This is a genomic window from Flavobacterium sp. HTF (genome assembly GCF_003105115.1).
Lineage (GTDB): Bacteria > Bacteroidota > Bacteroidia > Flavobacteriales > Flavobacteriaceae > Flavobacterium.
In genome coordinates this window covers 1-12,051 of the sequence record NZ_QETH01000114.1, presented here as the reverse complement: position 1 = coordinate 12,051, position 12,051 = coordinate 1, and the positions used below count along the sequence as shown (strand labels likewise).

Sequence of the window (12,051 nt, the reverse complement as noted above, 5' to 3'; positions counted from 1 at the left end):
TCAGTTTGTGGCTGCCGAAGGTTGTGCCAATTCCGGAACTTACACTAATACCTGGATGGTAAAAGATGACTGTGGCAATACTTCTGAGATTTTTACGCAAGTAATCACTATCGAAGATACAACCGCTCCAACCTGGACAACTCTAAACGGTACTCTTAATGTAACTGTTCAATGCAGTGATACTGAGGCTCTGGCTTTAGCGCAGGCAAAATTTCCAATAGCAAACGATTCCTGTGATGGGGATGTTTCAAATATTGTGAAAACCAGCGGTCAGTTTGTGGCTGCCGAAGGTTGTGCCAATTCAGGCTCTTACACTAATACATGGATGGTAAAAGATGACTGTGGCAATACTTCTGAGATTTTTACGCAGGTGATTAGCATTGAAGATACGATAAAACCAATTTTTAATGGAAATCTCCCAACCGATATTACGGTCTCTTGCGACGCTATTCCTGAGCCTGCCCAGTTAGTAGTTTCTGATAATTGCGATTTAGATTTACCTATTGTTTTTACGGAGACCAAAAGCGATATACAAAATGAATGTGGTTCTAATTATACATTAACACGTAACTGGAAAACAAGCGATTGCTCGGCAAATACAGTTTCACACACACAAATTATAACTGTAAGAGACACAACTGCTCCAACAGGAACACCTCCTGCAGATGTGGCTGGATTACAGAATATAAATGATATTCCTTCAGGTAGTCCGCAAGATATTACCAATGTTGCCGATAATTGTGATTCTAATGTTATCATAACGATAAATGATACTAATAACGGCGCTAGTGGCTGTGACGGAACTGCTTTTGTTTTAACCAGAACATATACATTAACAGATTGTTCAGGCAATACAACTGAACTGGTTCAAAAATTCAGTGTCGAAAATAAGGTTTCTGTAAGTGGAATTGTTTCCAACGTAACATGCCTTGATGGAACTGACGGCATGATTACCGTAACAAATAGTCCGGGATCAACAGTTATAATCAGAAATCAGAACAATGAAGTGGTTGGAAATACCAATTTACCGGCTGGTATTTATACTTTAACAGCTACTTCTGCCGTAGATAATGAGAATCAAACTTGTAGTGCAACAACTATGGTTACGATAACAGAACCTCCGTATAAAGTTAAAATTTCAGGGCAAATCAAAAACATTGATAACCAGACACCAATTGCGAATGTGCCTGTAACACTTGTACCTCAGGGAACAACAACCGGCCCGATTTTATTCAGATTAACTGATGCAAACGGAATGTACAGTTTTACTGATATGGTTCCCGGAAATTACTTAGTTCAGGTTCAGGATGCTAACTTAAATAACGCTTTCCAATTATATCCTGTAGATTCAAGTTTGTTTTTTACTACTCTTGAAGAATGTAAATTCCAGATTCATAATTTTGAATATGGCACTTCTACTCTGCCTGTTTTAGGAGATTATGTTTGGTATGATACAAATGGTAACGGAATCCAGGATGAATGGTACGATGCTAATAATGACGGTGTTGTAACCAAAAATATTCCTGACAGCAATGGTGCTATTGATTACAGTTTATGGGAATGGATAGATTTTAATGGAGATGGAAGTTTTGCCGGCCCGCAAAATGTAGGAGAACTAAATGCTGGTGGCTTCGGAAATGCATTAAGTGCAAACGTAATAATTGATGGGCCGAACGGTTATCATGAGGATGTAATTGTTGGAATTCAGGGATACTGGAGAGACAGACCTGATGGTGAAAATCCTTATGGAGATTATAATGTAAAATTAGTAAGGGATGCTAATTTTGATGCCGCTTCTACTGCTCTGGGCGCAACAGGTTTAGTAAAAGTGCTTCCTTCGGCTACAGCCAAAAACAAAACTGCTAAAACTGCTAAAACACAATTACATACTATTTGTCAAATCACTAGTCCGGACGGATTTATTGCAACTGTGACACCAACAGATTTAGTCCATTTAGATATTGATTTTGGAGTTGTTTGTAAAACCTATTCTGATATTGTTGCCAATGATGATAATGCAGGGCCAATAGTAGGCGTAAATACTATAACACCAAATGTTCTTAATGTATTATCAAATGATACTATTGAAGGTGTTGTTGTAACTCCGACAGATGTGATAATTACAACCGTAACGCCTAATGATTTTTTACAATTAAATGCTGATGGTTCTGTAGATGTCTTACCCAATGCTCCTGCAGGTACTTTGACCATGGTGTATCAAATTTGTGAAGCAGATGAAGTAAGTAATTGTGATACTGCAACTGTAACAGTGACTATTGAGGCACCTGTTATGACCGTAACTGCAATACCGATTTGTGTAAATGATGTTCCTTATATTGACTATGTGGTAACGCCTGGTAATTTCACTCCGCAAAATGGTGTAACGATTGCGTGGGCAGACAGTAATAACAATGTCATAATCACAATGACCGATTTACCTCTTAGCAGCAGAGTATTATGGCCGGGAGCAGTTGTAGATCAGGCAGGAAATGGTCTTGACTGGCCTGGTTGGATTTTCGAGAATAATCAATGGATTCAGGGTGCTGACGGATTTGAAACTTTGCGCCCGACTGTTGTTTTAACTATTTCCGTTAATCCGAGTGAAACGATTACGGTTAATTATCCTCCTGCAGATCCTTATTGTATTGCCAGACCCGCTTTTGCAATTGTCGCAAATGACGATAACGGAGGTCCTGTGAATGGAGTTATCGGAGCAACAAATGTATTAAATGTATATAATAATGATACTTTAAATAATACAGCTGTGAATCCTAATGATGTTACATTGACCTTAGTGACACCAGATCCTGACAGAGCGCTAACATTAAGTCCTGACGGATTTGTAAATGTAGCGCCAAATACTCCGGCAGGAACTTACACATTGACATATCAAATTTGTGAAAATGCCGATTTCGGAAATTGCGATACTGCAATTGTTACTGTTATTGTCACTTCCCCTCTAATAGTAGCCAATGATGACAATTATGACAATATTGGCTGCAACACTTTTGGTCTGGTTGGAAATGTTTTAAGCAACGATATTCTCAATCAGTCTCCGGCAACACTAGAATTGGTAAACTTCACGTTATTAAATAATAACAATAATACCGGAAAAACCAATGCAGATATTACAATAGATGCTTCCGGAAATGTGACTGTAACCAGCACCACTCCTGCCGGCACGTATAACTTCACGTATCAGATTTGTGAAAAATTAAATCCCGACAATTGCGATACTGCAACTGTAAGTATAACTGTAGTTCCAAATGGTATTATTAACATAACAAGTGAGGCATGCAATGATGATTCAACGCTGATTGACCTGCAAAGTTTATTACCTGAAAACACGCCTTTAACAGGAACATGGATTGATACCAGTTCCAGTAATGCCTTACTGGGCACAATATTTAATCCGTATGGCTTATCACTTGGCAGATATACATTTGAATATACCATTACCGATGAAAATTGTCCGAGAAGTATTGTTCTGAGTATGGAAGTAAATAATGATTGCAGAGTACTGGCCTGTGGAACTGTTTTAATTCATAATGCTTTCTCTCCGAATGGCGATGGAAAAAATGATTTCTTCCAAATTGATAATATTGATGAGATCACCTGTTATCCTGAAAATTCGGTAGAAATCTATAACCGCTGGGGAATACTGGTTTTTGATACTTTCAATTATAACAATACAAACAACGCATTTGACGGAACCTCACGGGGAAGAACAACTATTAAGGAGTCTGATGGTTTGCCAACAGGAACTTATTTCTACATCATTACTTATAAATCTTTAGACGGAAATAATGCAATTATAAACCATAAAGAAGATGGTTATCTGTATTTGTCAAGATAAAAACTGACCTGCAGAATTGAATTATATAGCAACAAAATCCTTAGTAATAATTGAAATAATAAATAGCTACTATGAGAACAATATTATTTTCCATCGTCATAATGTTTACAACAATTGCAACCTATGCACAACAAGATGCGCAGTTTACGCAGTACATGTACAACACCATAAATATTAATCCTGCATATGCAGGATCAAGAGGAGCACTGAGTGTCTTTGGGCTTTACCGCACGCAATGGGTCGGGCTTGACGGCGCACCTGAAACAAGTTCTTTTTCGGTTAATACACCAATAAACAACAGTAAATTAGGAGTTGGGGTTTCATTGGTTAATGATAAAATAGGGCCAACCAATGAAAATAACATATCTGCAGATCTTTCTTATACCATTGAGACATCAGCCAATTTTAAACTTTCATTTGGTGTAAAAGGTACGGCAAATATCTTTAACTTAGATGTCAATAAACTAAATCCGGCGCAACAGGGAGATCCTCAATTCCAGGATCTTAGCAATAAATTTTCGCCCAATGTCGGAGCCGGGATTTACTGGCACTCTGACAAAGCATACATTGGTTTATCTGTTCCGAATTTTATTGAAACCAATCGATATGATGATAATGATATTGCCATTTATAAAGACAAAATCAATTATTATTTGATGGGAGGTTACGTATTTAATTTAGACTATTACCAATATATCAAATTCAAACCTGCTGCACTGGTCAAAATGATCGAAGGCGCACCACTACAAGTAGATGTTTCGGCCAATTTTATGTTTATTGACAAGTTTGTTGTAGGGGTTGCTTACAGATGGAGTGCCTCTTTGAGTGCTATGGCGGGTTTTCAGATTACAGACGGCTTATATATTGGATATGGCTACGATCGTGAAACTACCAATTTAAACAATTACAATTCAGGTTCACATGAGATATTCCTGCGTTATGAATTCTTTACAAATAATGGTAAAATGACAACACCTCGTTTCTTCTAAAAAAAATTAACCATGAAAAATTATATACTACTTTGTCTGACAGTGATTAGTGTTTTTTCAATTGACAGTTATTCTCAGCAATCGAAAATAAATTCTGCCGATAAAAAATACGATGATTATGCCTATATAAATGCTATTAAGATTTATGAACGAGTAGCAGAAAAGGGATACAAGTCTGAAGATATGTTCAAAAAGCTGGGAAATTCATATTATTTTAATTCCAATTTTGAAGGAGCTGCAAAATGGTATGGTGAACTATTTGCAATGACTACAAATCTCGAACCTGAATATTATCACAGATATTCACAGTCATTAAAATCTACCGGCCAGATTGAAAAAGCCAATAAGATTATGGAAGAGTTTAATTCTAAATATAAAGAAGATAACCGAAACAGGCTCTATGAAGAAAATGTAAATTACCTGGATAAAATCAAAGAGAATTCCGGACGTTATACGATTGAAAATGCGGGAATTAATTCAAAGTATTCTGACTACGGAACTTTTGTACACAATAACAAAGTATATTTTGCTTCTGCAAGGGATACCGGAAATTTTTCGCAACGCAAACATAAATGGACAGGCGAACATTTTACAAATCTATATCAGGCCGATGTAGATTCGGTAAAAGTAATGAAGATAAAAAATGCTTTAAATACAAAGTTTCATGAATCTACGCCTGTTTTTACAAAAGACAATAAGACCGTATATTTTACAAGAAATAACTATGTAACCGGTAAAAAAGGAAAAGATGCCAATAAAACTACTTTGATAAAAATCTACAAAGCAACTCTTGAAAATAATAAATGGACCAATGTAACCCCACTTTCTATTGACAGCGATAATTACAGTACGGCCCACCCTGCATTAAGTCCTGACGAAAAAACACTATACTTCGCATCTGATATGCCCGGAACTTCCGGACAGTCGGATCTTTATAAGGTGGCAATAAATGACAATGGTGATTTTGGAATTCCTGAAAATTTAGGAAAAAGTATTAATACAGAAGGAAAGGAAACATTCCCTTTTGTAACAAACGAAAATGAAATTTATTTTGCTTCAGACGGATATCCCGGACTTGGCGGCCTGGATGTTTTTGTCGGGGAAATAGGAAAAGACGGAGTCATTAACAATATCCAGAATCTAGGAGCAGATATCAATTCGCCAAAAGATGATTTTGCTTACATAATTGATCCGGTATCAAGAAAAGGGTATTTCAGCTCTAATAAAGACGGCGGACAGGGTTCTGATGACATTTATAAATTTTTAGAAACCAAAAGATTAAAATGCATACAGGAATTAAACGGAGTGATAACCGATGCTGAAACCATGGAAATTCTGCCCGGAACAAAAGTTACATTGTTCAATAATCAGATGGAAATAAAAGATACTGTACTTGCTGATGCATCAGGATCATACATTTTCCCGGTTGAATGTGGAAAAACCTATAGTGTCAGAGCTGAAAAAACAGATTATACAACCAGGGAAGTTACAGTTACCATTGAAAAATCAACCGGAAAAACCAATCTGTCAATTGCCCTGGATAAATCAACATGCAAAGTAACCGTGGGTGATGATTTGGGAAAATGTTTCGGCATAAAAATGATCTATTTTGATCTGGATAAATCGAATATCCGTACAGAAGCTGCTTTAGATTTAGAGAAAATACTGGCGGTATTAAATGATAATCCAACGATGAAGCTGGATATACGCTCGCATACAGACAGCCGTGCCACCTTTAAATACAATGAAGCCTTATCTGACCGCAGAGCCAAATCGACTATAGAATGGCTTATCAAAAATGGAGTAAACAAAAACCGATTAACCGGAAGAGGTTACGGAGAAACTGAACTCGTAAACAAATGCGCCGATGATGTTCCCTGTACAGAAGCAGAACATCAGGAAAACAGACGAAGCGAGTTTATCATTACTGCATTGTAGTTAATTACAATTTCATACTTTCGAAAAAGCTGTCTTAAATCCGGACAGCTTTTTTTAAATAAAAAATCGTTGCAATTTCGGGAACTGCAACGATTAGTTAAACCTATACAGTTGATACGTTATTTATATTTTCGCAAATATATTAGTATAATATTTTTTTCCTGAAGCATCTGTAGTGACAGAAATACCAAAGTGTGTATAATTCCCTTCAATATTTTTTTTATGTCCAGGACTTTCCAGCCATGCCTTTAAAGCAGCCTGAGAGGTCTTGTAATTATAAGCTACATTCTCACCTACGTTTTTAGCTCCGAGTCCTTTCATGATATTCTCAGAACGGGAAGCAAAACCATTATGATTCATCACATTGTTGGCAACCATATATTGGTTATGATCTTCACACTGATCAGAAATAAGGTTTGCTTTTTCCAATGCATTCAAACCAATACTCACACGGTATTCGTTTATCAATTGCATTAATTCTAACTCAGAATTGTTGTAAGCGTAGTTGGTATTTGGATTTTCATTCGGAACAGCTGTTTCAGTACCTTCAACTGTGTCAGCAGAACATGAGTTCATTGTGATAAGCATCACAACGAACATCATGGTGCGCATAATCTTCTTCATAATCAATAGCATTTTAGCGTTTTAAAGTAAATGTTGGGGCAAATTCTTTAAATATATTTTAAATTAAATTGTCATCATTTTATGGGTCAAACTTATTTAATTTCTCGCTATAGTACCAAAATTAATCGACGAAATGCACTACAATTTCAATATATTATATAATTTTCTTACAGTTAAGATGATAATCTTTCTATCTTCCATGAAAAATCAGATTGACTTGTATATCTGATCCTGTCATGTAATCGGTTTGGTCGTCCCTGCCAAAATTCTACTTCTAAGGGAGTTACTAAAAAACCGCCCCAGTATTCAGGTCTTGGGATTGATTTTCCTTCAAATTCCTTCTCAATTTTCTTTAGATTTTCTTCTAAAAATGTTCTTGACGGAATCACTTCGCTCTGATTTGAAACTATTGCGCCTAACTTGCTTCCGTCAGGACGGGAATCAAAATAGCCGTCTGATATATTTTCAGATGTTTTTTGGGCAATTCCTTTTATGATAACCTGACGTTCCATTTCCTGCCAGAAAAAAGACAAACAAACATGAGGGTTTTGTGCTATGGCTTTCCCTTTTTCTGAATTATAATTGGTATAAAAAATAAAACCTTCCTCAGAAAATTTCTTCAGTAAAACAACACGTGATTTAGGGAAACCATCCAGGCCAATTGTAGAAACGGTCATTGCATTTACCTCTCCGCTTCCGCCAAAATCTTCTACTTCATGAAACCATCTGTTAAAAAGGTTAATCGGGTCTTCAGGAATATTACTTTCAAGCAATTCGCTTTTCTCGTAAGATTTTCTATAATTACTTAAATCATTCATGACTTATTATTTTAGATTGTTGATTTTAGATTATTCTAAATTTACAACTCATAATTTATAATTCAAAACTCAGGCCGTCATCTGCCAAAAGCACATTTGAGAAAACTGTTTCAGCTTCTTCTTTAAAACTTTCAATTCCGTCATACCGTGTAGAATAATGACCGAGAATTAACTGTTTTACATTAGCTTTTAAAGCAATATTGGCCGCTTCTTTTGCAGTTGAATGTAACGTTTTTAGTGCCAAAGGAGCTTCGGAGTCTAAGAACGTTGATTCATGGTATAAAACATCTGTATTTTCGATAATCGGAATTATAGCTTCATGGTAAACAGTATCGGAACAAAAAGCATAACTTTTAGGCTTTATTGGATCAAAAGAAAGTTTTTCGTTTTCAATTACGGTTCCGTCGTCCAGTGTAATATCACCGCCATTTTTTATTTTCTGATAATAGGCGATGTGAATATCATATTTTTGAACAGCTTCAATATTTAGTTTTCTCTCATCCGGTTTTTCCTGAAAAAGAAATCCGTTTGTATAAACACGATGTTTTAGCGGAATAGTCTTTACAATGACATTTTTATCTTCAAAAATAACTTCACTTTCCTTCGACTCCAATTCATGGAAAAACAAATTATAAGTCGTCCAGGATTCAGTCAGTTTTAATTGAAGAAGGATTAATTCTTTAATTCCTTTTGGTCCGTAAACATGAAGATCAGTCGTTCTTCCCAAAAGAGAAAATGTCGAAATGGTTCCGATTAAGCCATACAAATGATCCCCATGAAGATGAGAAATAAAGATGTGGTTAATTTTAGAAAATTTAATCTTATTCTTTCGAAGCTGAACCTGGGTTCCTTCTCCGCAATCAATCAAAAACAATCGGTTCTTGATTTCTAAAACCTGCGAAGTCGGGTTGGTAAGTGTTCTTGGAGTGGCGGCATAACAGCCAAGTATGGTTAATTTCATTTTAGATTGTTGATTTTAGATTTTAGATTGAGGAAAATATTTCAGAATTGAGAACCCATTTTAGATTCAGTTATAATCTAAAATCTAAAATCTGAAACCTAAAATCCTAAGTCTCTTTCGATTTCTTCCATTTCGATAATATCGTGTGCTTCTAAAAGTGAAGGAACAACTGCTAATTTATCTGAAATAGCATTAAAATCAAGATCTGAGGCAACAACTACAAACGATTTTTTTGCTTTTTTATGAACTTTGGAAAGCGGCAAAAAAAGTTTCAAATCTTTTTCTGTTATTTCCGAATTTGAAGACAAATCGATTATAACATTCTGTTTTTCAAAGGTTTTAAATTGCTGCGTTACTTTCTCCAGGAAAGCATTTACATCTTTTTTGGTATCTTTAATTGTAACGGTATGTCCTTTTTGATCTACTTTCATTTTACTAAGGTACGAACTTTTTATATTTTTTGTTTCAGGTTTCAGGTTTCAAGCTGACTTCCTACAACGTGAAACCTGAAACTATAGATTATTGTATTTTTGAAGCCAAAAGATAAATAACCGCCATTCTGATCGCCACACCATTTTCAACCTGATTCAGGATCACAGAATGATCAGAATCAGCCACTTCAGAGGTAATTTCAACTCCTCTGTTGATTGGTCCCGGGTGCATGATTACGATTTCTTTTCCAAGAGAATCCAAAAGCGGTTTATCTACTCCGTATTGCTGTGCATATTCACGTGTAGACGGGAAGAAATTTACATCCATACGTTCGTTTTGTACACGAAGCATATTGGCAACATCACACCATTCTAATGCTTTTCTTAAATTCGGTTCAACCGTAACGCCAAGCGATTCAATGTATCTTGGGATCAGTGTTTTTGGTCCGCAGACTTTTACTTCTGCTCCCTGCATCTGCAAAGCATATATATTAGATAAGGCAACTCTCGAATGCAGAATATCACCTACAATAACTACTTTTTTTCCGGTCACGTCTCCCAGTTTTTCTCTGATAGAATAACTGTCCAGCAAAGCCTGAGTCGGGTGTTCGTGTGCTCCGTCTCCGGCATTTACGATACTGGCTTTGACGTTTTTAGATAAAAAATAAGCCGCTCCGGGATTGGAGTGGCGCATTACCACCATATCCACTTTCATCGAAAGGATATTATTTACAGTATCGATCAGGGTTTCTCCTTTTTTAACCGATGATTGTGCTGCAGAAAAACTGATCACATCTGCAGATAAACGTTTCTGCGCTAATTCAAAGGAAAGTTTGGTTCTGGTACTGTTTTCGAAGAAAATATTGGCAATGGTAATATCTCGTAATGAAGGAACTTTTTTAATTGGCCTGTTAATGACTTCTTTAAAATGATCTGCCGTTTCAAAAATCAGGTTAATATCATTCTCATTGATATATTTTATTCCTAATAAATGATTTACGCTTAATTCTTTCATTTTTGTTTCTTTAATATTATTTGTCAAATTCCTGAATTTCTAAAATATTCAGTACTTCTTTAAAGAGCAGCTACTCTATTGGATCATTCTGTCTACCACCTCACTGTAATCTTGCAGATCTCTTGCATCTTCATCAAAAATCTTTTGCCATCTGAAACCCGGAATTTCAATTTTAGTTCGTGCAGAGCCATCCCATTTTATTTTGAAATCGTTATTTATCAAAACTTCGGCAACTCTTTTTCCAACCTCAATTGTAGTTGCATCATCAGAATTATCAACTTTCTGGAAAGCGATATACAAACCCGGATTTTCAATATCAATTGCTCTGGCTAAATCCTGTTCGTGGTAAAAGCAATAACCGTCAGATACCACTTCGTTTTCCTGAAGTTCTCTTTCGACCTCAACTACTTCATATTCACCGTCACTTGTAGTGTAACCTGCGTTGTGAAGTGCAACAATGTTATCGTCACATAATTCATCAAACGCTGTTATAAGCCTTTCAGTATCTGTCGGACTTTTCCATTGTTTGCTTTCTGAAAGTAACTTTTGGTATTCTTCATCTATTTTTTCGAAAGCCCAATCTTCTGAAATTTCGTCTTCAAATTCGTTGTCTTCAATTTCCTCTATGATGTTTTCTTTGATTTCATCGATAGAAAGAAATCCCATTCTTAGCTGATTAAAAATTGATTCATAAATAAAAGCTTGGTTCTCTGTCATGATTATATTTTCAATTTTTTATGATTCAATTAATTAGTTACCAAATGAACAACATCTTCACCATCATTTTCTTTCCAGCTCACTTTTACTTTTTCGCCATTAATCGCATCAACCTGACGACCTCTGTAATCGGGCTGAATTGGTAAATTACGACTAAAACGTCTGTCGATTAACACTAACAATTCAATTTCTGAAGGTCTTCCAAAAGACTGAATTGCAGTTAAGGCCGAGCGAATGCTTCGTCCGGTAAACAAAACGTCATCAATAAAAATGACTTTTTTGTCTTCGACTATAAAATTGATTTGAGTTTTATTGGCTTCAAGCGGTTTATCGGTTCTTCGGAAATCATCCCTGAAAAAAGTAATATCCAGATAACCCAAAGAGATTTCGGGTGTTTTGTACTCGCTTTCTAAAATTTGTTTTAAACGCTCGGCCAAATAAACACCTCTAGGCTGAATTCCGATTAAAATTGTATCAGAGAAATCAAGATGTTTTTCGATTAACTGACAAGCCAAACGATGGAGTATGATAGTAACTTCTTTTGAATTAAGTAATACTTTTTGGCTCATAAGTAATTATAATGTTTGGTTGCGCAAATATACGAAATCAGAATTTATTTGTTGAAAATGAAAAATATTTATTTATAAAATAGACCACTCACATAAAACATTTTTCATAGCAACTCCTCATTACTGTAACTTT

Annotated in this window: 10 protein-coding genes; 3 read left to right on the top strand and 7 right to left on the bottom strand. The window is 35.7% G+C overall.

From position 1 onward, the window contains the following. The 3 genes from DCO46_RS20500 to DCO46_RS20490 form a co-directional block, all read left to right on the top strand. A partial coding sequence (locus DCO46_RS20500; protein WP_133244619.1) for a gliding motility-associated C-terminal domain-containing protein occupies positions 1 to 3,856 on the top strand: 3,856 nt, incomplete at its 5' end. 71 nt (positions 3,857 to 3,927) lie between these two features. Next, the gene (locus tag DCO46_RS20495; protein ID WP_116754344.1) at positions 3,928 to 4,845 is read left to right on the top strand and encodes a type IX secretion system membrane protein PorP/SprF; all 918 of its coding nucleotides are present in this window, start codon (positions 3,928 to 3,930) and stop codon (positions 4,843 to 4,845) included. Positions 4,846 to 4,857: 12 nt separating this feature from the next. Continuing rightward, positions 4,858 to 6,783 carry an OmpA family protein gene (locus DCO46_RS20490; RefSeq protein ID WP_116754343.1) on the top strand — a complete coding sequence of 642 codons (1,926 nt, stop codon included), beginning with the start codon at positions 4,858 to 4,860 and terminating at the stop codon, positions 6,781 to 6,783. A gap of 123 nt (positions 6,784 to 6,906) precedes the next feature. On the opposite strand, the gene DCO46_RS20485 is transcribed toward DCO46_RS20490, so the two are convergent. From DCO46_RS20485 to pyrR, 7 genes are all read right to left on the bottom strand, one after another. Further along, positions 6,907 to 7,407, bottom strand: a complete 501-nt coding sequence (locus tag DCO46_RS20485) for a CAP domain-containing protein (protein ID WP_165829037.1) — start codon at positions 7,405 to 7,407, stop codon at positions 6,907 to 6,909. A 173-nt stretch (positions 7,408 to 7,580) separates the two neighbouring features. Further along, entirely contained in the window at positions 7,581 to 8,225 is a 645-nt protein-coding gene (gene pdxH, locus DCO46_RS20480; RefSeq protein ID WP_116754341.1) for a pyridoxamine 5'-phosphate oxidase, read from the bottom strand. Between the two features lie 55 nt (positions 8,226 to 8,280). Beyond that, positions 8,281 to 9,186 carry a ribonuclease Z gene (locus tag DCO46_RS20475; RefSeq protein ID WP_116754340.1) on the bottom strand — a complete coding sequence of 302 codons (906 nt, stop codon included), beginning with the start codon at positions 9,184 to 9,186 and terminating at the stop codon, positions 8,281 to 8,283. Between the two features lie 98 nt (positions 9,187 to 9,284). Further along, complete coding sequence (locus DCO46_RS20470) at positions 9,285 to 9,617, bottom strand: ribonuclease Z (protein WP_116754339.1); 333 nt, start codon at positions 9,615 to 9,617, stop codon at positions 9,285 to 9,287. An 88-nt stretch (positions 9,618 to 9,705) separates the two neighbouring features. Then, positions 9,706 to 10,632 (bottom strand): aspartate carbamoyltransferase catalytic subunit, encoded by a 927-nt coding sequence (locus tag DCO46_RS20465; RefSeq protein ID WP_116754346.1) that lies wholly within the window; start codon positions 10,630 to 10,632, stop codon positions 9,706 to 9,708. A gap of 75 nt (positions 10,633 to 10,707) precedes the next feature. After that, on the bottom strand, positions 10,708 to 11,349 hold the full coding sequence (locus DCO46_RS20460) for a DUF6891 domain-containing protein (RefSeq protein WP_116754338.1): 642 nt from the start codon (positions 11,347 to 11,349) through the stop codon (positions 10,708 to 10,710). Positions 11,350 to 11,378: 29 nt separating this feature from the next. Then, positions 11,379 to 11,918, bottom strand: coding sequence for a bifunctional pyr operon transcriptional regulator/uracil phosphoribosyltransferase PyrR (gene pyrR / locus DCO46_RS20455; RefSeq protein WP_116754337.1), 540 nt, complete (start codon positions 11,916 to 11,918; stop codon positions 11,379 to 11,381). Positions 11,919 to 12,051: the final 133 nt, after the last annotated feature.

Bases quoted from the DNA above. Each gene is read 5' to 3' on its own strand.
- DCO46_RS20495 (WP_116754344.1), top strand. From the start codon at position 3,928: ATGAGAACAATATTATTTTCCATCGTCATAATGTTTACAACAATTGCA.
- DCO46_RS20490 (WP_116754343.1), top strand. From the start codon at position 4,858: ATGAAAAATTATATACTACTTTGTCTGACAGTGATTAGTGTTTTTTCA.
- DCO46_RS20485 (WP_165829037.1), bottom strand. From the start codon at position 7,407: ATGAAGAAGATTATGCGCACCATGATGTTCGTTGTGATGCTTATCACA.
- pdxH (WP_116754341.1), bottom strand. From the start codon at position 8,225: ATGAATGATTTAAGTAATTATAGAAAATCTTACGAGAAAAGCGAATTG.
- DCO46_RS20475 (WP_116754340.1), bottom strand. From the start codon at position 9,186: ATGAAATTAACCATACTTGGCTGTTATGCCGCCACTCCAAGAACACTT.
- DCO46_RS20470 (WP_116754339.1), bottom strand. From the start codon at position 9,617: ATGAAAGTAGATCAAAAAGGACATACCGTTACAATTAAAGATACCAAA.
- DCO46_RS20465 (WP_116754346.1), bottom strand. From the start codon at position 10,632: ATGAAAGAATTAAGCGTAAATCATTTATTAGGAATAAAATATATCAAT.
- DCO46_RS20460 (WP_116754338.1), bottom strand. From the start codon at position 11,349: ATGACAGAGAACCAAGCTTTTATTTATGAATCAATTTTTAATCAGCTA.
- pyrR (WP_116754337.1), bottom strand. From the start codon at position 11,918: ATGAGCCAAAAAGTATTACTTAATTCAAAAGAAGTTACTATCATACTC.